This is a genomic window from Oscillatoria sp. FACHB-1406 (assembly GCF_014698145.1).
GTDB lineage: Bacteria > Cyanobacteriota > Cyanobacteriia > Cyanobacteriales > Spirulinaceae > FACHB-1406.
Map to the genome: position 1 here is coordinate 65,306 of NZ_JACJSM010000023.1, position 22,554 is coordinate 87,859.

Below are 22,554 nucleotides of genomic sequence, written 5' to 3' on the forward strand. Positions count from 1 at the left end.
TCCTTAAACGCAAGCTTTCCCTCAATCCTTTACACGCCAACTTAAGCGACTCCTTCCAATTATTTAAATCCTATAGAATTTCTTGCTATGGTAAAGTAGACCCAGACAATCTTACCTTTACCGGGGGCATGAGAAAGAACCAAATATTAAACCCGCTCGGACATCGACATTCGCTTTTCTTAAGCCTTATTTTACCCATTAACATCTTCTGGCTCATCCTGTTTTTCTTAGGCTATCCTCTCCCTCATATTGACGACTTAGCATTCACGGGCGCTGCTGTCAATCTCGCTCGGAATGGCGACTATTTTAACCCTCTCTTAGCCGTCTGGAACGAACGCCTCTTAGAACGTTTCTACATCCAACCTCCCTTCTCTCAATATACTCTTGCTGCTTGGTTATGGCTTTTCGGCGTTAGCACCCGCAGCTTCTTACTATTTCAGTGCCTTTGTTATAATATCTTCTCTATTTTTACGGCTCTAATCTTTAGAAAGTACGGCTTTTCGAAAATCGCAACCGCTTTCACGATCGTCTGCTTTGCGTTTTGGATGTTAAATGTGGGTTTGCGCTGCGAGGCGCTGGGAATGGCTTTTTTAGCCGTGGGGGTTTGGAGTTTAACAAAAGATACGCCGCTGCGATATTTTTGGGGCTTTTTCTTCTTAGGCGCATCAATTTTAACGACTCCAATATCCCTCGCTTATGCGGTTCCTTTTGGGTTGGCGATCGCGAAAGTTAACTGGGACTCGGCTGCCTCGATAAATCGCAGCTATTTGCAGCAGAGAATCGGAGCTTGGCTCGCTGCATTTTCATTAAACTCGCTCCTATTTTTAGTCTGTATTAAGTTCCAGTTAAGTCTCTTTATTCAAGATATGGCTTGGCACTCAAGCTTTAGGCGCGCCCCCTTTCAGCAAGCCTTCGCCGAGATTTTATTCCTCATGCAGCACGGTTATGGAGAACTGATTTATAGCTCGCTCTTTCTTTGTCATTTTTGCCTGTGCCTGGTTGTTTTAGTTCGTCGTAAAAAATTTTCCAAAAAACTGGTTGCGATTGTCATTCTAATGAATCTTGGTATTGCTTTAAACTTTTTTATCTATTTCCGAGCGATTACAGGAGCAATCAGTTTTTTCAGTTGGGTTTGTATTACTCTGATTTTAGATGAAATCACTTATAAGCATTCTCCCTTTCGCCTTTTAGTTACCTCCCTTGTAACAATTGTTTTTTTTCTGAATCAAAGTTTGACTATTGTCACCTTAGCTGGAATCCATCAAGAACCGCAATCTAGCTATCAAGAAATTAGCAATTATGTGCGATCGCATCCTAACCAAAACTATGCAATTGATTCTATCGCCGCTCGATTTGTTTTCGATTATCATTTGCCGCCCCGATCCATAGATTGGAGCTTCTCGAATCGTGCGCCCCTATTCTGGCCGACATCGCTGTCGCAAAAACCTCCCAATAGAACCTGGATAATTTCCTCTTTTAGCACGACTTTCATGCCAGAAACGCCGGATATTCCTAAAATTAAGTTGTTAGGACGAACGTTTAACACTCTTTCCAGTCATCCCTATCACGTTATGATTATCGAGTAACGAAGAAATTTGAATTCGGCGGATATGAAAAGCAACAAAATCCTTAACTTAATCGGGCAGCGCTATCCACTTTTCTTAAGCCTTATTTTACCCATTGTCATCTTTTGGCTGATTCTGTTTTTCTTAGGCTATCCTCCTCCCTACGGGGACGATTTAGCATTTATCGGTGCTGCTATCAATCTCGCTCGGAATGGCGACTATTTTAACCCTCTCTTAGCCGCTTGGGACGAACGCCTCTTAGAACGTTTCTACATCCAACCTCCCTTCTCTCAATATACTCTTGCTGCTTGGTTATGGCTTTTCGGCGTTAGCACCCGCAGCTTCTTACTATTTCAGTGCCTTTGTTATAATATCTTCTCTATTTTTACGGCTTTAATCTTTAGGAAGTACGGCTTTTCGAGAATCGCAACCGCTTTCACGATTGTCTGCTTTGCGTTTTGGATGTTAAATGTGGGTTTGCGCTGCGAGGCGCTGGGAATGGCTTTTTTAGCCGTGGGGGTTTGGAGTTTAACAAAAGATACGCCGCTGCGATATTTTTGGGGCTTTTTCTTCTTAGGTGCATCAATTTTAACGACTCCAATATCCCTCGCTTATGCGGTTCCTTTTGGGTTGGCGATCGCGAAAGTTAACTGGGATTCGGCTGGCTCAATAAATCGCAGCTATTTGCAGCAGAGAATCGGGGCTTGGCTCGCTGCATTTTCATTAAACTCGCTCCTATTTTTGGTCTGCATCCATTTTCAGCTAAGTCTCTTTATTCAAGATATGGCTTGGCACTCGAGCTTTCGCAAAACTGGTCTAGCAGGAACGATATCAGAACTTTCATTTTTAATACAGCATGGCTATGGAGAAATTATTTATGGATCGCTGTTCGGTCTTTATTTCTGTCTTTGTTTCTGGGTTTTGATTCAACGCAAAAAAGTTGAAAAAAAGTTGATAACTATTGTCATCTTTTTTACATTCAGTCTAGTTTTAAATTTTCTTCTTTACGGTCGGGCAGTTGCAAGTTATTTCATCTTTTTTGGCTGGGCTGCAATTGCTTTAATACTAGACGAGATAGCCTCAAAATACGTTCGCTATCGTTTTTTAATTGCCCCGATCGTCGCGATCGCGTTCTGTCTCAATCAGAGCCTAAACCTTATTACTTTAGCTGGAACGCAGCGGGAACCTCAATCCAGCTATCAAGAGATTAGAGATTACGTGCGATCGCATCCTAACCGAAGCTATGCGATTGATTATATAGCTGCTCGATTTGTTTTCGATTATAAGTTGCCACCCGGATCGATAGATTGGAATTTCTCGAATCGCGCGCCTTTGTTCTGGCCGACATCGCTGTCGCAAAAACCTCCCAATATGACTTGGCTGATCTCTTCCGCTCGTGCGACTGAGTTTCCCGGAATGCCTGATGTTCCTAAAGTTCGGTTGTTGGGACGAACTTTTAGCAGTATTCCCAGTCGTCCTTATCAAGTGACTGTTATCGAGTGAAGAAAAAATTGGGATTGCAACGGTTGACTTGGAATGCAAGTTCTCAATCGATCCTTTGCATTGATAGCCCTGATTTCAGGTTGGTAGACGCTACCCATATTACGCAATATCTGTAGTAGGGACGTTGTATACAACGTCCCTACAAGTTATTTCTTTTTTGCTTATTTCAGTGTCATTCAACCTTTGCACGATGACTTAAAAAAGGGGATAGAGGGTAGTTGTACTCTCTCCTCTTTTATCTTTGCAATCGTGCGACTAAATAGGTCGCAAGCGCGTAACTTTGAGCTTAAACTTGCCGCTGCCGGTTTCCCCAAATGCTCGCACGCGAATGATATAATCTCCGGTTTCGGTAATGCGAGCGAAAAGCAGGGAATTGGTCGAACCGTCCGGGCCGTCGTCGTTTTCGGCAACGGTAGAACCATCCGAGGCGATCAGTTTGACAATGGCATCGAATTCTTCCGAAGTGAGGTCGATCGCGACTTGATCGTTGCTTTCGAGTTTAACCTTATAATCTCGGGCAAACCCACCTTCTCCCGTCGGAATATCTTTATCGGTGAGAGTATCGGAAATTTCATTGCCAGCAGGTACGCTAGAAGGATTGTAGAGTTGAGCGGCGCTCGGTGCGGCATCAATTCCCGCGCATAGTACCGCACCAATAAACCAAGCAAACGAGCAACGACGAGCAAAAGAGTGGGTCATACGGAAATGTGACGCAATTGCATAGCTTAACCCGTTTATTATGTCGCAAATTCCGAGATTCGCAAATCTAGCGCGCCGACAACGACGGATGGCGTTCAATCGACGATCGCATTCCACAAAACTTCCTTCAGCGACATCCCTGCCATCTCCTGAATCGTCACGGTATCGACGATATCGAACTTCGCCCCCGCCCGCGCTAACTCGTCGTCGAGCATTTTCAAAAAGCGCGTTGCTTGGGGATCGTCGCCTGCTTGAATGAAGGAAATAGCTAATTCTTCCTCGCGATCGATGCGTTGGGAAGCATCGACAATGGCGCGAATAACCCCGCCGCGATCGTCGGGTTCTCCGTCGGTAATCACCAGGAACGTTTCGCCGTTCGCTTTGGCTTCGCCTCTATCTTTGCGCTCGAAGTAATGGAAGAGGGCATCTTGCAAAACTCCGGCGAGATCGCTGCGCCCGCCCGGAATATTTTCAGCAAAAATTTGCTGGACTTTATCAGCAGTAACGTAATTGTAGCGTTTGTACCGACCGGAAAAGACATACACCGTCAGACCGTCGGGGTCTAATTCTTCGCACTTGTGAGCGAGGGCGAGGGTAGACTCCTGAATCAGTTGCCAGCGACTTTTACCGCTCGGCATTGTCCGCGCGGCCATGCTACTGCTTTTATCAACGATCAGCGTATAGTCGCGGTTGCTCAGCATTTCGAGAGTCACCCTCATTTAACAGTTCAAGCAGCCATTAGAGTATTTTGCAGGGGCTGCCAGCGGAAGTAGCGTTCTCCTCCCATTTCGAGGACAACCTTGATTCTCGGTTCGAGTTTGTGCAAGTTGGTTAAATATTCCCGTTCTTGGCGCGAAAGAATATGTCCCTCGATAATCCACAAGACTAACCCTTTCGATTTTGGAGGAAGGGTGGCGAGATGGGAGGTGGCGATTCCCGGCACGTAGTAGCGGGTTCCAACCATCGCTTCTTGACCGATATTTTTCTTGCCTAAGTGGGGGGGACGAACGCCGTGAATGCCGGTGAGATAAGCAGCTAAGTCGCCTAATCCACGCGCCCCGAGCGAGAGGGTGACATAGCCTGCCGCTCGCAAGCGCCGTTGATAGCGCCCTTCAAATCCCCCTTCTAAGGGCATATAAGTAGCAAGCGCGCCCGACTGTTCGAGATCGCGGATAAAGGTTTTGCCCGTTGTCAGCAGTGCCATATCTTAATTTGGGTTTTTGAATGCTGTTTAGCAGTTCATTATATCCCCAATCTGAAGCCCTTTCTAGGCGCTGGCTCGATTCGCGCGATCGCTAGAGCTAGATCTATGGATCTCTTCAAAAAAATATCTAAGCTATTTCGGCTCGGAATAACTTGGCGATTTGCCTCGGGTGGCAAGCCCAAACCCGAGCCTTTCTTGGGAACCAAATTTCGATGGAACGTTCTAGAGTTATAGGAGAAGTTTTGCAAACATTATTGAAGTTTGTTTGAGGAGAGACAGGAATGACAGGATGGGTCAAAGTAGGAAGATGCGATCGCGTTCGAGCTATTGCACTAGCCGCTTCGAGTGCGACTTGCTTAATGTTCTGCGCGCAAGGGCAAGCTTTGGCGCAAGCGACTGAGAATCTTGTGAATCCGACTCGCAGCACGAGCGTGGAGGCAACGCCTGTTGCTCCTGCTGGCAATGTTGCGGGCGAAACTCCTATTGCACCCACCGGAAGCAATACCGGCGAAAATCCTATTGCACCGGCTGGCAATGTTGTGGGCGAGACTCCCGTAACGCCAGATAAGAATGCTGAAGCCAACCCCAATCCGTCCAGTACAGCACAATGGCCGGAATTACCGCCGCTGGATGCTGCGGCTTATTTGCCGGATGCTAAGGCGAGAGTCCGTCTGGAACTGCGCTTAGGAGAACGCCGCGTCTATCTCTACGAAGACGATAAAGTTACGGCGAGTTATCCGGTTGCGATCGGCAAGTCGAGTACCCCCACTCCGACGGGCGAATATAAAGTTTTTCAACTCATTGAAAATCCGATTTGGAAGAATCCTTGGACCGGACAAGTGACTGCACCGGGGGCCAATAGTGCTTTAGGATTGCGCTGGATTGGCTTCGCACAAATGTCGAATGGGATTATTGGTTTCCACGGTACGCCGACAGTTTCTTCTATCGGTCAGGCGGCTTCTAATGGTTGCGTGCGAATGCACAATGAAGATGTTGTCGCTTTGTTTTCCAAGGTGGAAATGGGAACGCCGGTTACGGTGATTCGCTAGCTTATTCCTTCTTCATTATTCCCTATTCTTCTTCCCAAAAACGTTGCAGTTGCGCGCGCCATGCTGCGATAAATTGTTCGCGTTCTGCGGCGGGTTGTTGCATATCGCCCATTACACCTTCGGCATAAAAGCGTTCGATGTTTTGCAGGGTGGCTTCGAGGGTTTGTCCTTGGAGTTTTGCGGCGTAAACAATCTGCCGCAGTTGTCCTTGAATGGATTGTTGGAAGAAGGGAGATAAACCGCTCTTGTGGAGGGAGATTAATTGCGCGATCGCCCCTTCAAAGTCTTCGCGATCGAGATTTTCCACGCGGTATTGAAACACGCCCCAAATCACCTCTTCACTCAGTGCATAGCGAACTGCTTGGGTTGTCTCGAAGTTGGCTTCTAAGATTTGCGCTAAGTAAGGTTTGGCTTCGGAGAGTGGGGCGATGGGAACGAGTAAATGCAACCAAGCGTTATCTTCAGAAAAAACGGCCAGCAAGCGCAAGGAATCTTGCTCGACTTGCCACGCATTGGGGCTGGAGTTGCGAACGACAGCGGCGGGAAAAAGGTCTTTTAAAGATTGGATTGTTGTTTCGGGAGTCATTTTAGTTATCCGTGAACGATGATTATTTCCTCAAGTCGATCGCTTGAAATCGGTCATCTTTATAATCTATCTTCTCGTTAAAAGTCTTTTAATCTCTCTTCCTTTTGAGGGGTAGGAGGCTTGAAATTCGTTCTTCTGCGCGGGGGAGATGAAGCGGGGATCGGTTGAATTGCCCTTCAATCTTCAACTGCGATCGCGAGTTTTGCCCCTTCGATGCGCCGTAAGCGATCCATGACAGCGACGACTTGACCGTGATTGACGCGGGTATCGGCTTTCAGTACGATTAAAGGGTTGGGTTGGGTGCCAAGTTGTTGGCGAACGAGGGTTTCGAGGGTTGCGAGGGTGGCGGGCTGTCGGTTTGCCGCGATCGCGCCGTTAGCATTAACGGACACCGTAACCTCGATCTCGTCTTGTCTTACAGCGGTAAGCGCACCGGGAAGATTGACTTCAAATCCTTGCGATCGCGTTAAAAATAAGCTCGAGACCATAAAAAAGGTCAAAATCGCAAAGATGACATCAATCATCGGTACGATGTTGATGGTTAACGGCGTTTCTTCTTCCTCCGGCAGGCGCATTCAAAAATTGTTTGGGCAATAGGGACAAGTTGAAACACCGTCATTCGGGATGCGGACGAAGAGACTCGAACTCTTACGCCAAAGACACTAGAACCTAAATCTAGCGCGTCTACCAATTCCGCCACGTCCGCAGAGGCTAAACCGTTTTTTATTCTAACACATTTATAGCGCGATCGCACTCTTGTTTGAGTGCAAGCTCGATCTCGGAATTTTGTAACAATTTGTATCGGGTTGCGTAAAATCAATGACTCCCGTCCGAGAACAATTTAGAACTCGGTGTCATCGCCATGCAATGCTTCGATAAAACTTCTGAAGACTGGGAGAGTTGGATTTGCCCGGATTTGGGCGCATACTGGAGACTCGCGCGCTATGCTAACAGCGATCGCATCGTCCTCAAACCCGCTTCCAGTCAATCATCGACCCAATCTGCGCCAACGTGCTTTTTTGTCTTCGACGCGATCGAAGGCTACGCCTTGCAATACTTTAACGGTCAAAATACCGTTCGACAAGTTCAAACTTACCTGCAACAAAAATTTCCCCACGCCGACTCCCATACTGTAACTCGGTTAATCGAACGATTAATCGCAGAAGGGATTTTAGCGGCGAGGATAGAAAGGGACGAAGTAGAAATTCCGGAAGTACCCACTCCGACAATTCTTAAACCCGGAGTGGAATGGCATTATAACCCTGACGGATACTGGATTTTGTGGAATCGAGAAGAGCGAACTTACCTCCAAGTTAGCCAGGAAGATAAAACCCTTATCGAGCAATTAGCGCTTCGTTCTAAAGCAGAAGTTCTCGCAGAGTTTGACCTTTCTGCGAGCGATCTTCAAGTCCTTTTTCAAAACTTGGCAATGGGAAGAATGCTGCCCAATCAGCAACCGATTAAGCGCCAACGTCGAAAATTCACCCCCTTTCAATTGCTTTACTTCAAACGTCCTCTTTTTAATCCCGATCCTTGGCTAAATCGCAAGATTGGATTGCTGCGTTGGATTTGGACGCGGGGGTTCGCGCTGGTGTTAATCGCGTTCCTAGCGGCATCATTAGCGATCGGAATCGACCGACGCGATGCTATTTTAGTGATGGGGCAAAACCTCATGCAAAGCAGCGGCGGTTCTTTCTTTATTCCCTTCGCTTTGCTATCAGTATTCGTCGTTACACTTCACGAACTTGGTCATGCTTTTACCCTCAAACATTACGGTAGAGAAGTTCCGGAAGTTGGGTTATTATTTATGTGCCTTTTTCCTGCCGCTTATACCGATACAACGGCACAATATTTGCTGCCGAAGTGGAAGCGAGTGCTAGTAGTTGGAGCGGGAATTTTAGTTCAAGTCACGATTGCTGCGATCGCGCTTTTGTTCTGGAATCTTGCTATCCCCGGAAGTTGGCTGCATAGCGCCAGTTACCTCTTAATGGTAGCCGCTTTATTCACCGTCGCAGTCAACCTCAACCCAATGGCAAAATTTGATGGCTATTACCTCGCTGTTGCAGCAACAGGAATCAATAATCTCAGGAATCGTGCTTTTCAACTGTACGTCAATCTCTTCACCGGGCAACCGCTCTTAGAAGAGGGTAAAGACAGGCTGATTTTAGCAATTTATGCACCCTTCAGCTTACTCTATATTTGGTCTGTTTTTGGATTTCTTTTCTACCGCTTATTTGACTGGACGCTAGTAAATATTCCAGCCCTCGGTGCGATGTTGCTCTTCACTTGGTTGCTTTATTACTTTGCCCCCGATTCAGAGTAAAGTCCACAGAGCGATTTAGCTCGACGAGCCATAAATAGGGCGGATATCAATTGCGCGACACTCTTCTTTAACTCAATCTTGTTAACCCTGCATCCTACTCTCAAAAAACTCAATTTGCTATGAATAACATACCGCTGAATTCTAGTCCCTCTCCAAAACCACAAACTTTTAAAGTTCTTCCTCCGCAACAGCGTTCGACTTTAGCACGTCCAACGGAACAATCCAACCCAATTCAACCCGCAGTAGAGCGCACTAATTCACCCCAAGAATCCCAGCCTAAAAAGAACTCTCTACTCGGTTTGGTGACAACAGCCGGTATTATTTTAGTCATTGGCGCGATCGGCTATATTCCTATTCCAAATTACGTTACAGGCGATACAGAAATTAGCAGCAGGATCAACAAACGCCAGCAAGTTACAATGCCCGTTTCTGGTCGTTTAAAACTCCATATCGGACCCAATCAGTTAATTCGGGAGAACGACTTAATCGCGGAAGTTGAAAGCGACGAACGCGACAACCAACGCATTACGAAAGAAGAAGAATTAGTGAAAGCGAAACAAAGTGTTTTTATCGCTCAACAGCAGTTGGAAGTCGCAAGAACTCGCCTCGGTTTCGCGCAGAATGGCGAAGCGATCGCGCGCGATCGCGCCAATCGCCAAGTTACCGACCTTCGCAATCCCGATACCGTCCCCCTACTGCGCCGTTTGGAAAGCGAAAAAGCGATCGTTCCCAGCGAAATCGGACAAATTGAAGCGGAAATTTTCTCGATCCAGGCAGATATGACTGGGTTACAAAACCAGTTAATTTTAGCAGATCAAAAGTTTCGCCGCTACGAATCTTTTAACAAAGATGGTATTATTCCCCAGAACGAATTGGAAGCTGTTTTGGAAAGAAAAAAAAGTTTAGAGTCGCAAATTCAGCAAAGGCAAGGATTAATTGCTTCTAAACAAAGTCAAATCCAACAGAAACAAGGTTCTCTCGCCGTAAAAGACGAACAAGTCAAGGAAGCGAGAAAACAAATGAGCGATACGCTCTATAATTATCAAGATGCGTTGACGCAAGCGCGATCGGACGTTGAAACGGCTCGACGGGAAGTTGAAAAAGAGCAAATTAACGTTCAGACGCAGCAGCAATACGTTCAGAAACTAGAAGAAAGTCTCGTTCAACTTCAAGGACAGCAAAACAACTTAAAGCTTTATGCCAATATCAGCGGCACGGCAACGAGCGAAAATTTAGATTTGTTAGAAAATAATAATTTAGAAATGGGCAAGGTCGTTTTAGATATTGTCGATATGCGGAATCTAAGCGCCGAAGTATTAATTCGTCAGGAAGATAAAGATTTTATCAAACCTGGTGCAAAAGTTCAGTTTGTCGAACATGGCGGAACGGTACGTTATAAAGCTATTGTGGAAGATAAAGGGATTTTGCCGGTGGTGAGAACGCCTGAAAAGCAACAAAAGCCGATGTTAAAAGTTATTATTACTATCGAAAATAAAGATATGTTACTAAGACCGGGAATGACAGGTTACGCGCATATCAAAACAGGAGAATTGCGAATTTATCAAAAAGTCGGACACGAGTTAAATAAGTTGTTTAATGTGGGTAAATATTTGCCTTGGATTCCGGGTTAGAAATAATGGGGAGTCGTGTAGAGGCTAGTTGCAACTCGCTGTGCTAAACTAGCCACGAGCTATTACCGATTATCTATGGCGCATCATATTGAAGTTCGAGTCAGCCCAGAAATTTTCGCGAGTAATATTCATCATATTCGCGATCGCGTCACTCCCGCGCAACTGTGCGTCGTCATGAAAGCGAATGCTTACGGACACGGACTTCGAGCTTTAGCACCCGTTGCGGTTGCCGCAGGAGCCGATTATATTGGGATTTGTACGAACCCCGAAGCCACTATCCTGCGCGAATTAGGTTTAACGGTTAAAATTTTGCGCTTGCGGATGGGATTCCCCGAAGAATTTGAAGAATCTATCGACGTTCTCGACATTGAGGAACAAGTCGGAACCCTAGAAGCAGCACTCTATCTTTCTGCTGCTGGAGTCCAACGTAACCGGAAAATTCCCGTTCATCTCAACATCGATACAGGGATGGGACGCAGCGGTTTTTTTTGCCACGAACTAGAAGAACTCAAAAAAGTTTGCGGTTTACCGGGCTTAGAAATTGTAGGAATTATGACTCATTTTGCTAGCGCAGATGGAAAAGATTTAGTATTTACCCACCAACAAATTGAGAATTTTTACAATCTGCGTCGGGCGTTAAGCGATTATCTTCCCGATAATATTTTGACCCATACTCACAATAGCGCTGCTACTTTTCGTCTTGGAGAACAGTGTAACAGTTTGGCGCGCGTCGGAGCAGCTTGTTATGGCGTTCGCACGTCACAAAATTTCCAAAACCCGTCGGAATTACAACCGGTAATGTCGGTAAAAACTAAAGTCGCTCAAGTCCGGAAAATTCCCGCAGGACGAACGATTGGTTATAGCAGTTTACATACCACGCAACGCGAGAGTTTAATTGCTTCGTTACCAGTTGGGTTTGGGGAAGGATATCCGCGATCGCTGTTTAATAAAGGTATTGTTTTGATTAAAGGCCATCGCTGTCCCGTCGTAGGGCGCGTTTCGCTTAATATTACCACTGTTGATATTACCGACGTTCCCGAACCCGTGAAGTGGGGCGATGAAGTGGTTTTAGTGGGCAAACAAGGGAACGAAGAAATTACCTTCGAGGAACTTGCCGACAAATTCGACAGCGTTCATACTGAAATTAATTTGATGGCGGGTTTTATGAATGAGATTGTCTATTCTTAAAAGTGATGCGCGTACTCGCGATTGTTAGTCCACGTTCTGTACGAATGATAGCTGCCTTTCGATTAAATTTTGTAGTCATACTCTCCCTTTCCTAAAACTTACCTTCGCTACCTATTTTATCAAATACAAAAAATGTTAGTTTATATCCTTTTGACTCAAACTAATTAACCCCAAAAATCCTTAAGAAATTGAACGGAAAAGTAAACAAAGAAAATCCTCTGCCAAGGGGTTCTAACAATTGTCCCACCTGGTCGGAAAAGTTTGCAAGCTGAGTTTTTCCGACAATAACTACGTCGTTATTGCGTAAAATAGGGTTAGTTTCTTCATTAATATTCTGCTCGAAATCGATGCGAATTTCTCTGCGCGAAACGGTTCCATCGGGGTTGAGGCGAACGAGGGCAACATCGCCGCCATCGCCTCGATTATTAATTCCCCCGGCGGCGAGAAGGGCTTGATTGAGCGTTGAATTGGGCGGAAGTTCTATTACTCCCGATCGCACGACTTCCCCAGCAACATTCACTTTAATGGCAGTCGGGGCAAAAGTCGCACTCGCTAGCAACGAAGCTTCTGCTGGATTTTGTTCGGTTGCTTGGGGAACGACAATCGTATCGCCGCGCTGTAAAACTGCATCTTGCCTTAAATCCCCTGCTTGCAAGAGTTCCCAGAGATTGAGTTCAAAAAATTGCTCGCCGGTTTTTGTCAGCCGACGCAGGCGAACGCGGCGGATATCGGCGAGGGGCTTGATTCCGCCTGCTGCTTCGATCGCGCGGGTGACGGTGGGGGGGTTGCTGGCGCGGGTTGCTTCCATAACGTGAGTTCCCGGGCGCGTAACTTCTCCAACGACGGCGACGGGAAAGGGATCGATATCTCGATTGCTAAAACTGGTTTCTACGGAGGCGAGATTATTATTAAGATCCACTTCTGTGGCAGTGGGAACGATAACAGTATCGCCATCGCGCAAGCTTAAATTTTGCGAGATATCTCCGTTTTGTAGGAGGGTGCTGAGGTTAGCGGTAAAGTTCTGTTCTCGCCCTTGATAAATGCGACGCACGCGCACTTGTTGCAGTTGTGCCGATCGCGTCGTTCCTCCCGCTTCTCCCAAGGCTTCTAGGAGGGTGGGAAAGGTACGCCCTTGACCGAGAACCACGGTATAGGTTCCGGGACGGTTGACTTCGCCAGCAACCGCAATCTGAATCGGACGAGTGCTAGTTAAACTCAGGGTAATAATTGGTTCGACGATGTAGGGGGCGTAGCGGCGGGATAGCAGGGCTGTTAGTTGCTGGAGGGTGAGATCCCGAACTTGAAGACTGCCGAGAATGGGGAGATTTAGGGTTCCGTCGAAAAGAACTTGATATTCGCCGCTATATTCGGGTACGTCGAAAATATCGATTTTAATGCGATCGCCGGTACCAAGGGTGTAAGGAGCATCGCTAGAACTGTTAGCGTTTGTTGGGGGTGCGGCGGGGGCTTCGGGAAACAGAGGAATTGCCGAGTTTGGCAGCGTGTTAGCAGAGGCGGTTGCAGGACTCAGCCCGATCGCGATCGTCAGACAAATTCCGCAATATTGTTTCCCAAATTTAGCAGCAAGCATCATCGAACAGTTATCAATTATCATTTCCCATTCATTCTTCATTGCCTCAGCGCGATCGCGATCTCCATTTAGGCTGAGGCTGTTGGGAGTCGTCGTCCTTAAAATAACGGTGGTAGTAAGTATACGATCCCGAACTATACTCATTCACTCCATTAGCAATTAAGCCCAAAGGAGACGACTGAGAGACTCTCAAACCATCGAGGACTTGTTTGAGGAGGGCGCGATCGGTTCTGCCCAGGCGGACGACTAACACCAAGCCATCAGCATGAGGAGTCAAAAACTTTGCATCTGCTAGCGCAAACAGCGGCGGCGTATCAAAAATAATAAAATCATAATCTTCGCGCAGCTTAACGATTAAATTTCGCATTTTCTGCGAAGAAAGCAAGCGCGTTGGGTCGGGGGGAATTTGACCGGCAGTAAGAATATAAAGATTGTCTTCAATCGGCGATCGCTGGATCAAATCATTGACATCAATCTCCATCGAAATCGCGTGGGAAAGTCCCCAAACATTGGGCAAATCCGTCATAACGTGGATTTGGGGGCGACGCAAATCGGCATCCACCAACAACACTTTCTGCCCCATCGCTGCGGCGGCTTGAGCGAGGTGATAAGAAGTCGTCGATTTCCCCTCCAACGGCATGGACGAGCTAATCGTCAAGACTTGCAGCGGGCGATCCGGACTGATAAACGATAGGTTGGCGTGGAGGGAGCGAAACGCTTCCAGGAAAGGGGAAGCGCGATAGCGAGGCACGGCGGGGAAAAAGACGGGAGATTTCTCCCCAGATCCCTCAGCCGAAGCGCTTTTTCGCCCGCGCGCTAAGAACGGTCGATCGCGACTCTCCCGGCGTTGCGGAATCAGCCCCAAAACGGGCAGCCCCAAACTTTCCTTAATCTCATCAAGAGAGTGCAGGCGAACGTCGAGTTTTTCAGCTAAGAGGGCAGCGCTTAGCCCTGCTAAAATACCGGCCATCGAAGCCACGAGCAAGCCCCGAGTGACGTTCGGTGAAATCGGTGCAGTGGGAAGCGGCGGCGCAGAAATCAGTTCCCAAGACATCGTGTGCTGCGCTGATTCGATCTGTAAATCCTCCTGAACCGAGAGGAAGCGATTTAAACTTTCGGTTGCGATTTGGAGTTGTCGCTCTAGGTCGGTATATTGACGAGTTAATTGCGCCATTTCCTGAACTTGCCGCGCGGTTTGTTGCTCGGCTTGCGCTAAGGCGTTATCCCGCACTGCCAGCACTTGTTTTTGGTTGGTGACTTCGATTAATTTTTGGGTGAGTTGCAAGCGAACGGGGTTAGGAGAAGCGCTCATCGATTCCGCGCGAGCGTTGGTGGCGCGCCCGACGACGGCGACGGCTTCTTCGTTTAATAGCGGCAGCAAATTATTGCGTCGCTTAGTCAGAGCGCGCATCACGGGGCTTTCGGGAGTAAAGCGCGCTCGCTCGATCGCCATTTTGGTTTCGATGTCTTGGAGTTGGTTGAGCAAGGTTTGGTAGCGGGGCGCTTCGCTAAGCGCGGAAACGGTCATGGCTTGGTCGAGGGGTAAGCCGAGTTGACCTTGAATGGTTTGGGAGAGTGATTCGGCTTGACTGAGTTCGGCTTGGGTATTTTGGCGATCGCCCCTTAAGGATAAAAGGCGATCGGAAACTTTCTCGCCTTGAGCTTTCGGATCCATGAGGTTATGCTGCTGCCGAAACCCTTGAACGCGAGCCTGCAAGCCATCGACGCGCTGTTTGAGGACGGGCAGTTGCTCTTCGACGAAATCTAAGCCTTTGCGGTTGCTGGTTTTTTGTTCGCGTTTCGAGTATTCAATAAAACCTGCCGCGAGGCGATCGAGTACGAATTTAATCCGTTGGGGATTGGTGTCGGTATAGGTTACTTCAATCAGCTTCGTTCCCTCAAAGCGTTCGAGCTTGAGGTTGCCCACGAGCATTCCGTAATCCATTTCTGGATACTTGGTTTTAATCGCGGCGACGATGGGTTCGAGTTGCGCTGGACTGCGAAGGACTTGAATTTGGGTGTCGTAGTCGAGGCGCAGCCCGAGTTGTCCGGCGAGGCGCTGACTGAATTGATCGAAACGTTCGTCCCCTGCGATTGGCTCGACGAGGAGGCGAAACTGACTTTGGTAGCGCGGTACTTCTCGTAAGACTTTAGAGGCGACTAGAGAGCCTACGGCTAGGGATACTGCTAAGAGCAATAACCAACGACGGCGCGCGATCGAGATTAATTGCCGGGGGTTTAACGACTCTTCGTTCTGCTTGGGGAGCGCGGGAGGATTGAGCGGTAGCTTTGGCGTGAGGGGATTGTCGTTGCCACTCGGGAAGGGAGGTTGGGGATTTGAGTTAAACACCATAGCACCCAAGAGGTAGAGTTTTGCGAAAAGAATTGCAAGGCGCGCCGTTTTCTGGAGATTTCATTCGCTCGAGGGATGCTGAGCCTCGAGGGGGTGAAATGCAGGGAGTATCATCCTTAATGATAGCGCTCTCGGTCGGCTCAGTTGCAGTCGGAGGGAGGATTTTTCTCTCGGTAGAACTCTTGTCCGATGGTGTAGAAAGAGGGCTGTTTGAACCGTCTCAACAGTTGCCATTTTCTGGGGTTGAGGAGAGAGTGCTTACTTGGTTCGACGCGAACTAAGGCTGTTTGGGTTGCTGCCTTTCGCCGTCGCGCGCGTAATCTCCTTGTAGCCATTCTTCGAGGCTCTGACTGGCAGCAGCGAGAGTGCTGGAGGATAGGGCAATCTGGAAGGTTTCTTGGCTCCATTGCGCGATCGCTTTTAACAAGGTTTTCCGAACGCGGCTGAGTTGCCGAGAGACTTGATATTGTTTTATATCCAGTCGCTCGGCAATCTGGGTTTGCATCAACCCTTGACAGTAATATAGCTGCAAAATTTCTTGACTTTCGGTATCGAGTGTGCATACTGCCTCGAACAACCAGCGGTTGAGGTCAGTCTGTCGTTGGCGGCGAAGGTTTTGTTCCTCGGATTCAATCCAAGTTTCGAGGAGGGAGGAATCAAGGGTTGCGGAAAGTTCCTCGAGGGGTTCGCGAGTATCGAACGACGATCGCGGTTCGTTGAGGGAGACTTGGGAGGGATAAAAGCGATTGCGGGCGAGGCTAGCGCATTCAAGCAGCCAAGTTTTGAGGGTTTCGGGACTGACGGTTTCGAGGGGGCGATCGCGATGGTATAGTGCTGCGATCGCGTCCCAAGTGGCCCAATCGGGGGCGTTGAGATGGCGCGTTCCACTGGCTCGGGTGGGTTGATAGACGGTTTTAAAACAAGTCCAAGCGAGTTGGTAACGCGAGATCGTCTCTTCGCTGAAACCCGTCTCCTGCAACACTTCCCGAAAACTGCGCTTGCTCAATTTGCGCAGCAACCCCCAATCGCTGCACAAATCGACTTCTCCGGATTGTCGCAGCGTTTCTTGGATTCTGCTGCGAAAGGCAACGCGGGCGTAATCGTCCAAACTGCTAGAGCGTTCGGGATCGTAGCTTTTGAGGATTTTTGGCGTTGATGCGATCGCAATTTGGAAGTAGTCGGCTACCTGATAATTGGAATCAAAGAAGGCCACTCGACTCGAAATTTTCAGACTGTCGCGCATTTTTTTCGCCACCCCATAACAGGTTTCTTGCAAATAAGCCGAGAGATGAGCGATCGCTAAGCGTGCAGTTGGACTGTTGGGTTTATCCTGCCAAACTTCCTGCCAGTAATTCGTCCAAAACTGGAGCGGCGGTGAATTTTCTCCCCTTTCTGCTTCGTATTTCGCGATGCAGCGCATTATACTGCGTCGTAAAGGCGGATCGCTCTGCCAGCCTCGAGGGCGATCGCCATCGAGTCGCAGAAAAGTAGAAAAGATTTCAACTAGATCTCGACGGGAATACATGAATAGCGAACGAGAAACAGTTATTAGTTATAATTCGTAATTCGTAATTCGTAATTCGTAGTTCGTAGTTCGTAGTTCGTAGTTCGTAATTCGTAATTCGTAATTCGTAATTCGTAATTCGTAATTCGTAATTCCCCATTCATAACTCATAATTCATAACTCATAATTCATCATTCATAATTTCCCCATTCATAACTCATAATTCATCATTCATAATTTCCCCATTCATTATTCATTATTACGCGCTCGCGGGTTGAAATATTCGCTCAATCCTTCTCCTAACAAAGATAACCCCGTTACCATCAGCGTCATTGCCAAACCCGGATACAGCGCCGTCCACCAAATCCCCGTCGGTAAAGCATCCAGCGCTAATTTCAAATCGTGTCCCCATTCCGGGACTTCTTCGGGCAATCCCAATCCTAAAAATCCTAAGCCGCCGAGGATAAAAATCGCATTCGCGGTATTGAGGGTAAAAAGGACGGGAATGCTTTGCAGGACGTTTAGGAACAAGTAGCGAGAGAGAACGCGCGCCGGAGATGCACCGAGTGCTTTTGCGGCTTCGATGAACAATTCGGTCTTAACGCTGGTGGTTTGGTTGCGGACGACGCGATAGTATTGGGGGATGAAAGAGATGCTCACTGCGATCGCGGCGTTCAATATTCCCCGCCCCACCACAAACGCCAGGGTCATGGCTAGCAACAGTTTCGGGAACGCATAGATGCTATCCATCACGAACAGCAACACCTTATCCAACTTCCCGCCTAAATAGCCGCTAATCAACCCCAACGGTACGCCCGCCAGCAGCGATAGCGTCGTCGCCAGCAGCACGACTTGCAGGGCAGCCTGCGCCCCAAATAGCGTTCGCGAAAATACATCGTAGCCTTGTCTAGAGGTTCCGAACCAATGTTCCGCACTCGGCGCTTGACTGATGGGATTGCTTAAGGATTCCCTCGGATCTTGCAACCATCCCCAAGCTTGAAAGGCCGAACCAAAAACGGCAACAATAACGAAGAATAGAGTAATTATCAGCCCGATGATGGTTAACTGAGTGGAAAGCGTCGGGCGACTGAACCAGGACAATAGGCGCGGGAGGGGTTTGGAAACGGCCATGCAAGATTTGGGGAAGCGGAATTTTTAAGGCGTAACGAGCTTACGCATCTTAATTTTAGGGTAAGAGCATTGAATTGCCGACCCTTTCTTATACCAGTTTCCCGAGTTTGGACGACACATCTTGACGCTGAAACCTCTAGCCTATCTAGGCTTCTTCATTTTTAATTTTTAATTGGTATTAATCTTGCTGAATTTTGAATTAATGCGCAACGGTTGCTCGTTCTTAAAACTGCTCGCGAGGCTAATGTCGATTAAAATCAAATCGGGGAGAAGTTCGCTGTTGCGTTTTACTTCTCCCCGATTATTTGACGGGCCTGGAGGGACTCGAACCCCCGACCTTGTGGTCCGTAGCCACACGCTCTAATCCACTAAGCTACAGGCCCCGATTTCGTTGTTTAGTCAACGATTTATAATAATAGCGCAACCTCTACTCATAATGCAAGATCTTTTTGGAAATTTAACGCATATCGACGATCGCGGTCAGGCTCAAATGGTGGATGTGTCGGCGAAACCGGCAACCCGTCGGGAAGCGATCGCGGCGGGGCAGGTGCGGATGCAGCCCGAAACCCTAGAAGCGATCGCGGCGGGCAATGCCCCAAAAGGCGATGTTTTAGGCACGGCTAAGCTCGCTGGAATTATGGCAGCCAAACAAACGGCGCAATTAATTCCCCTCTGCCACACCATCCCCTTACATAAAGTCGAAGTCCAAATTCAGCCCAATCCCCAGCTTCCCGGCTACGAAATCCAAGCCACAGCCGTCACGAAAGCGGAAACGGGCGTAGAAATGGAAGCCCTCACCGCTGTTACGATCGCCGCCTTAACCCTTTACGATATGGCTAAAGCCCTCGATAAAACCATGCAAATTGAAAACATTCGTTTGCTGAAAAAAACCGGCGGTAAATCGGGAGATTTCGTCACAGAAGCGCCTTGAGGGGTAGCTCGGACTGGTACAATAGATCGATAGCTCGATTAAACAATCTTTGCGAACTCCCAGCGCTGTATCACGGCCTTAGCTCCTGCGAGCGTCATGCACTGAAAGTTCTACCCCCTGACAATTATTCGCTAGAGCGCTGATTACTGATAACTGAATCGGTGTTCCCTAACAACTCACAACCCATTCACTGAATAACTGATTACTGACTATGCCTCCCCGTTGGCCTCGCGAACCCGACCGTAAAGATCCAGCCTATCGCCGCTTGGACGATCGCATGAACTTTGCGATTCATGTTGCCACCTTTGCCGCTTTTAACTCGGGCTTGTGGTTTTTCTATCTGTTTGCTCATTCGGATTGGGACTGGACGAAGTGGGTAACGGGCGTTTGGGCAATCCTGCTTTTAGCCCACTTGATTTATATTGCCGCGATCGCGGATTATTCTCTGGAGAAAAATGGCTAACTCTAACGCTAGCGAAGCTCTCGAAGCTTTAGCTGCTGAAATTGGTGAAAATATTTATATCGATGTGGCGAAATGGCATCTGTATCTAAGCGATGCCCATCTTCATACGACAGTCGCCGATCGCACTTCATCCCTGATTGAGGACGATAGCATTTCCGAAGCAGCCGTCCGCAAAATCTTACAAGCGATCCCCGTCCAACTTGGCGGCGGAAAAGCAGAACTTCCCCTCGCCGATCTCGTTCCCACCTCGGGAGTCTCCCGGTTGGTCGAAATCCTTGAGGATTATCGGGATAAATTGTAAGCAATCATGAAGGAGCGGAAAAATATCGCACTGATTTCAGTTCACGGCGATCCCGCCGTTGAAATCGGTAAGGAAGAAGCAGGCGGGCAGAATGTCTACGTGCGTAAGGTTGGGGAAGCACTGGCTCGTTTGGGCTGGACGGTTAATCTCTTCACCCGCGCCACAGACTCCGCCCAACCTAAAATTATCGAGCATTGCCCGGGGTGTCGCACAATTCGCTTGGTAGCAGGTCAGGAAAAGTTTATCCCGCGCGACAATATCTTTGGCTATGCGGGGGAGTTTGTTGAGAATTTACTCGCTTTTGAAAAAGAAAACCAGATCGAGCATCAACTTTTTCATACCAACTATTGGATTTCCGGCTGGGTGGGGCTACAGCTTAAACAGCAATTATCGCGTCCGATGGTACATACTTACCATTCCCTGGGAGCGGTGAAGTATCGTTCGATCCAAAAGATTCCCGCCATTGCTAACACTCGCTTGCAGGTGGAAAAAGACTGCTTGGAGCAATCGAATCGCACCATTGCCACCAGTCCTCAAGAACTCAATCATATGCGCGCTTACGTCTCGAAGTTGGGGAATATTGAAATTATTCCTTGCGGGACGGATATCGAGCATTTTCAAGCGCTCGAGCGCGTTGTAGCTCGAGAAAAATTGGGGATCGCCACCGATGCTAAAGTAGCGTTTTATATCGGGCGGTTCGACGAACGCAAGGGGATTGAAACCCTCGTGCGCGCGATCGGGCGATCGCAGTTTCGCGACGATCCGCATTTAAGCCTGATTATTGGCGGCGGATCGCGCCCCGGACACAGTGACGGAGAGGAACGGGAACGGATCGAAGCCATCGTTGAGGAATTGGAATTAGATGAGATCGTAAGCTTTCCCGGACGCATCAGCGACGAGGATTTACCGCTTTATTACGCTGCTGCCGATGTTTGTGTCGTTCCCAGTCACTACGAACCTTTCGGATTGGTGGCGATTGAAGCGATGGCGAGTGGAACGCCCGTGGTGGCAAGCGATGTCGGCGGATTGCAGTTTACCGTTGCCAGCGAACAGACGGGTTTGCTCGTACCGCCTAAAGATGATGCAGCGTTTGCCGCTGCCATCGATCGCATCCTCGGAAACCCCGAATGGCGCGATCGTCTCGGCAGCCAAGCGCGCAAGCGAGTTGAAGAGAAATTTAGCTGGGATGGGGTCGCCGAACAACTCAGCGCATTATACCTTCAAATTTTAGCCGATACCTAATAAATTGCCCTTCTGGGCGCGATTTTGAGAAATCAAAAATAAATGGGGATCGCAGGTGAATTTTCTTCACCTGCGATCCCCTCTCATTGCATAAAAATTAACAGGAGAGAAACACCATCAGAGCCAAGCACCGAAAGCAGCAATTAACAGATCGCGCCAAGTGGCTTTGGATTATTGGTTCTATCGGAATGAGTCGTTGCGCAAGACGCAAGCTGGTATTTAACGATGTTGGCGAGTTCTTGTAGTTGACCGATCGCTTCAGCCCCTTCAAGTTTCATTAACTCGCGATCGTCGCGCATCTCCGTCCAAGTGATGCCATAGTCGGAAACTAAGAAGCGAATCAGATGATTTTCCCCCAAGCTGACCATAAACGAAGCGCTGGTCATGAGATCGCCACAAGTGTAGCAAGACGCGAGATAGCCTCGATTTTCTAAAACCGTTGCCAAAGCTTGGAGGTTCATTACCAAGTCTTTAACAAATTGTCGGTGTTGTTGTGCAAGTCTGAGAAACACGTTGTTTGTCCTCCAAACACCACTGTGTTATTGTAAACCCTCTTAACACTTTTTTAAGATTTTAACCTGTCGCGAGAGGGATGGCAGTATTCATAAAGCTTTTAAACTCGACAAACCGTTTGTGATGAGCTTTTACTTTGAATGCCTCCTCTCTCACCTTAACGTTACAATCGCGAGATTGGCAGCCTTTATAAGAAATTCAAGTAAGATATTCAACTTTCTTGACAAATTGTGAAATTTGTCATTTCCTCAACGCTTTAAACCCCAGAAGTACCGCCCCACTTGGCTTTCAAGTTCTTGGATGGTGCGAGCCGAGACTTCGGAAACGATCCCAACCTGCCTTAAACTGTCGTTTCAGCCTCGAGGTAAGCGCAGTCAGTCTCCTCGCTAAAGCAAACAAACGTTACGCACTCTAAGGAATTGTGCTGGGATTGGAACTGGCGAACGACAGAAAACGCAATCCTAGCAGCTTGGGGAATTGGATAACCGTAAACGCCGCAACTGATTGCCGGAAACGCGATCGTTTTTACCCCATTTTCGAGCGCCAACTGCAAGCTGGAGGTATAGCAAGAAGCCAGCAACTCAGCCTCCCCGTGGTTTCCGCCGCGCCAAACCGGGCCGACGGTATGGATGATATATTGAGCAGGTAAATTGTAACCGCGCGTAATTTTGGCACTTCCCGTCTTGCAACTGCCCAGCGTGCGACATTCTGCCAGCAATTTGAATAATTGATAATTGATAATTGACAATGGATAACGTCTTGAATAATTGACAACGT

At 48.1% G+C, this 22,554-nt stretch carries 21 protein-coding genes and 2 tRNA genes; 10 read left to right on the plus strand and 13 right to left on the minus strand.

Going from position 1 to position 22,554, the window contains the following annotated elements:
* Positions 1-128 precede the first annotated feature (128 nt).
* Both H6G50_RS19185 and H6G50_RS19190 read left to right on the plus strand, forming a co-directional pair.
* Positions 129-1,586 (plus strand): hypothetical protein, encoded by a 1,458-nt coding sequence (locus H6G50_RS19185; protein ID WP_190719888.1) that lies wholly within the window; start codon positions 129-131, stop codon positions 1,584-1,586.
* A gap of 24 nt (positions 1,587-1,610) precedes the next feature.
* The gene (locus H6G50_RS19190; RefSeq protein WP_190719891.1) at positions 1,611-3,068 is read left to right on the plus strand and encodes a hypothetical protein; all 1,458 of its coding nucleotides are present in this window, start codon (positions 1,611-1,613) and stop codon (positions 3,066-3,068) included.
* Between the two features lie 255 nt (positions 3,069-3,323).
* On the opposite strand, the gene H6G50_RS19195 is transcribed toward H6G50_RS19190, so the two are convergent.
* The 3 genes from H6G50_RS19195 to H6G50_RS19205 all read right to left on the minus strand — a co-directional run bounded on the left by H6G50_RS19195 (position 3,324) and on the right by H6G50_RS19205 (position 4,971).
* Positions 3,324-3,767, minus strand: a complete 444-nt coding sequence (locus H6G50_RS19195; protein ID WP_190719893.1) for a PPC domain-containing protein — start codon at positions 3,765-3,767, stop codon at positions 3,324-3,326.
* Between the two features lie 95 nt (positions 3,768-3,862).
* A complete protein-coding gene (locus tag H6G50_RS19200; protein WP_190719972.1) occupies positions 3,863-4,468 on the minus strand; it encodes a hypothetical protein in 606 nt (201 codons plus the stop codon).
* Between the two features lie 26 nt (positions 4,469-4,494).
* Complete coding sequence (locus tag H6G50_RS19205; protein WP_190719896.1) at positions 4,495-4,971, minus strand: NAD(P)H-quinone oxidoreductase subunit N; 477 nt, start codon at positions 4,969-4,971, stop codon at positions 4,495-4,497.
* Between the two features lie 281 nt (positions 4,972-5,252).
* On the opposite strand from H6G50_RS19205, the gene H6G50_RS19210 reads away from it, so the two are divergent.
* Entirely contained in the window at positions 5,253-6,020 is a 768-nt protein-coding gene (locus H6G50_RS19210; RefSeq protein WP_242032902.1) for a L,D-transpeptidase, read from the plus strand.
* A gap of 22 nt (positions 6,021-6,042) precedes the next feature.
* Here the strand turns inward: H6G50_RS19210 and H6G50_RS19215 are convergent, their stop codons facing one another.
* From H6G50_RS19215 to H6G50_RS19225, 3 genes are all read right to left on the minus strand, one after another.
* Positions 6,043-6,606 carry a hypothetical protein gene (locus tag H6G50_RS19215; protein WP_190719899.1) on the minus strand — a complete coding sequence of 188 codons (564 nt, stop codon included), beginning with the start codon at positions 6,604-6,606 and terminating at the stop codon, positions 6,043-6,045.
* A gap of 176 nt (positions 6,607-6,782) precedes the next feature.
* Positions 6,783-7,181 carry a biopolymer transporter ExbD gene (locus tag H6G50_RS19220; RefSeq protein WP_190719902.1) on the minus strand — a complete coding sequence of 133 codons (399 nt, stop codon included), beginning with the start codon at positions 7,179-7,181 and terminating at the stop codon, positions 6,783-6,785.
* Between the two features lie 50 nt (positions 7,182-7,231).
* Positions 7,232-7,312 (minus strand) — tRNA-Leu (locus H6G50_RS19225).
* Between the two features lie 156 nt (positions 7,313-7,468).
* Here H6G50_RS19225 and H6G50_RS19230 point away from each other — a divergent pair.
* The 3 genes from H6G50_RS19230 (at position 7,469) to alr (ending at position 11,748) form a co-directional block, all read left to right on the plus strand.
* Positions 7,469-8,929, plus strand: a complete 1,461-nt coding sequence (locus tag H6G50_RS19230; protein WP_190719905.1) for a hypothetical protein — start codon at positions 7,469-7,471, stop codon at positions 8,927-8,929.
* 119 nt (positions 8,930-9,048) lie between these two features.
* The gene (locus H6G50_RS19235; protein ID WP_190719907.1) at positions 9,049-10,560 is read left to right on the plus strand and encodes an HlyD family efflux transporter periplasmic adaptor subunit; all 1,512 of its coding nucleotides are present in this window, start codon (positions 9,049-9,051) and stop codon (positions 10,558-10,560) included.
* Between the two features lie 75 nt (positions 10,561-10,635).
* Entirely contained in the window at positions 10,636-11,748 is a 1,113-nt protein-coding gene (gene alr / locus H6G50_RS19240) for an alanine racemase (protein ID WP_190719910.1), read from the plus strand.
* Positions 11,749-11,908: 160 nt separating this feature from the next.
* Here the strand turns inward: alr and H6G50_RS19245 are convergent, their stop codons facing one another.
* The 5 genes from H6G50_RS19245 to H6G50_RS19265 form a co-directional block, all read right to left on the minus strand.
* Positions 11,909-13,483, minus strand: a complete 1,575-nt coding sequence (locus H6G50_RS19245; RefSeq protein ID WP_190719913.1) for an SLBB domain-containing protein — start codon at positions 13,481-13,483, stop codon at positions 11,909-11,911.
* Positions 13,386-15,692 (minus strand): polysaccharide biosynthesis tyrosine autokinase, encoded by a 2,307-nt coding sequence (locus H6G50_RS19250; RefSeq protein ID WP_190719916.1) that lies wholly within the window; start codon positions 15,690-15,692, stop codon positions 13,386-13,388. Before H6G50_RS19250 ends, H6G50_RS19245 begins: the two co-directional genes overlap by 98 nt.
* Before the next feature lie 277 nt (positions 15,693-15,969).
* Positions 15,970-17,217 (minus strand): sigma-70 family RNA polymerase sigma factor, encoded by a 1,248-nt coding sequence (locus H6G50_RS19255; RefSeq protein WP_190719919.1) that lies wholly within the window; start codon positions 17,215-17,217, stop codon positions 15,970-15,972.
* A 228-nt stretch (positions 17,218-17,445) separates the two neighbouring features.
* Positions 17,446-18,327, minus strand: a complete 882-nt coding sequence (locus H6G50_RS19260; protein WP_190719922.1) for an ABC transporter permease — start codon at positions 18,325-18,327, stop codon at positions 17,446-17,448.
* Positions 18,328-18,636: 309 nt separating this feature from the next.
* Positions 18,637-18,710 (minus strand) — tRNA-Arg (locus tag H6G50_RS19265).
* Between the two features lie 53 nt (positions 18,711-18,763).
* Between H6G50_RS19265 and moaC the strand changes: the two genes are divergently transcribed.
* From moaC to H6G50_RS19285, 4 genes are all read left to right on the plus strand, one after another.
* A complete protein-coding gene (moaC, locus tag H6G50_RS19270; RefSeq protein ID WP_190719924.1) occupies positions 18,764-19,258 on the plus strand; it encodes a cyclic pyranopterin monophosphate synthase MoaC in 495 nt (164 codons plus the stop codon).
* A 211-nt stretch (positions 19,259-19,469) separates the two neighbouring features.
* Complete coding sequence (locus H6G50_RS19275; protein ID WP_190719927.1) at positions 19,470-19,721, plus strand: 2TM domain-containing protein; 252 nt, start codon at positions 19,470-19,472, stop codon at positions 19,719-19,721.
* Positions 19,714-20,022, plus strand: coding sequence for a DUF3181 family protein (locus H6G50_RS19280; RefSeq protein WP_190719929.1), 309 nt, complete (start codon positions 19,714-19,716; stop codon positions 20,020-20,022). Before H6G50_RS19275 ends, H6G50_RS19280 begins: the two co-directional genes overlap by 8 nt.
* Before the next feature lie 6 nt (positions 20,023-20,028).
* Entirely contained in the window at positions 20,029-21,264 is a 1,236-nt protein-coding gene (locus H6G50_RS19285) for a glycosyltransferase (RefSeq protein WP_190719931.1), read from the plus strand.
* 143 nt (positions 21,265-21,407) lie between these two features.
* On the opposite strand, the gene H6G50_RS19290 is transcribed toward H6G50_RS19285, so the two are convergent.
* Positions 21,408-21,776 (minus strand): DUF1815 family protein, encoded by a 369-nt coding sequence (locus H6G50_RS19290; RefSeq protein WP_190719934.1) that lies wholly within the window; start codon positions 21,774-21,776, stop codon positions 21,408-21,410.
* Between the two features lie 341 nt (positions 21,777-22,117).
* Positions 22,118-22,525 (minus strand): macro domain-containing protein, encoded by a 408-nt coding sequence (locus H6G50_RS19295; RefSeq protein WP_190719936.1) that lies wholly within the window; start codon positions 22,523-22,525, stop codon positions 22,118-22,120.
* Between the last annotated feature and the right edge of the window lie 29 nt (positions 22,526-22,554).

Coding starts and splice junctions, on each gene's coding strand:
- H6G50_RS19185 (WP_190719888.1), top strand. CDS start 129: ATGAGAAAGAACCAAATATTAAACCCGCTCGGACATCGACATTCGCTT.
- H6G50_RS19190 (WP_190719891.1), top strand. CDS start 1,611: ATGAAAAGCAACAAAATCCTTAACTTAATCGGGCAGCGCTATCCACTT.
- H6G50_RS19195 (WP_190719893.1), bottom strand. CDS start 3,767: ATGACCCACTCTTTTGCTCGTCGTTGCTCGTTTGCTTGGTTTATTGGT.
- H6G50_RS19200 (WP_190719972.1), bottom strand. CDS start 4,468: ATGCTGAGCAACCGCGACTATACGCTGATCGTTGATAAAAGCAGTAGC.
- H6G50_RS19205 (WP_190719896.1), bottom strand. CDS start 4,971: ATGGCACTGCTGACAACGGGCAAAACCTTTATCCGCGATCTCGAACAG.
- H6G50_RS19210 (WP_242032902.1), top strand. CDS start 5,253: ATGACAGGATGGGTCAAAGTAGGAAGATGCGATCGCGTTCGAGCTATT.
- H6G50_RS19215 (WP_190719899.1), bottom strand. CDS start 6,606: ATGACTCCCGAAACAACAATCCAATCTTTAAAAGACCTTTTTCCCGCC.
- H6G50_RS19220 (WP_190719902.1), bottom strand. CDS start 7,181: ATGCGCCTGCCGGAGGAAGAAGAAACGCCGTTAACCATCAACATCGTA.
- H6G50_RS19230 (WP_190719905.1), top strand. CDS start 7,469: ATGCAATGCTTCGATAAAACTTCTGAAGACTGGGAGAGTTGGATTTGC.
- H6G50_RS19235 (WP_190719907.1), top strand. CDS start 9,049: ATGAATAACATACCGCTGAATTCTAGTCCCTCTCCAAAACCACAAACT.
- alr (WP_190719910.1), top strand. CDS start 10,636: ATGGCGCATCATATTGAAGTTCGAGTCAGCCCAGAAATTTTCGCGAGT.
- H6G50_RS19245 (WP_190719913.1), bottom strand. CDS start 13,483: ATGAGTATAGTTCGGGATCGTATACTTACTACCACCGTTATTTTAAGG.
- H6G50_RS19250 (WP_190719916.1), bottom strand. CDS start 15,692: ATGGTGTTTAACTCAAATCCCCAACCTCCCTTCCCGAGTGGCAACGAC.
- H6G50_RS19255 (WP_190719919.1), bottom strand. CDS start 17,217: ATGTATTCCCGTCGAGATCTAGTTGAAATCTTTTCTACTTTTCTGCGA.
- H6G50_RS19260 (WP_190719922.1), bottom strand. CDS start 18,327: ATGGCCGTTTCCAAACCCCTCCCGCGCCTATTGTCCTGGTTCAGTCGC.
- moaC (WP_190719924.1), top strand. CDS start 18,764: ATGCAAGATCTTTTTGGAAATTTAACGCATATCGACGATCGCGGTCAG.
- H6G50_RS19275 (WP_190719927.1), top strand. CDS start 19,470: ATGCCTCCCCGTTGGCCTCGCGAACCCGACCGTAAAGATCCAGCCTAT.
- H6G50_RS19280 (WP_190719929.1), top strand. CDS start 19,714: ATGGCTAACTCTAACGCTAGCGAAGCTCTCGAAGCTTTAGCTGCTGAA.
- H6G50_RS19285 (WP_190719931.1), top strand. CDS start 20,029: ATGAAGGAGCGGAAAAATATCGCACTGATTTCAGTTCACGGCGATCCC.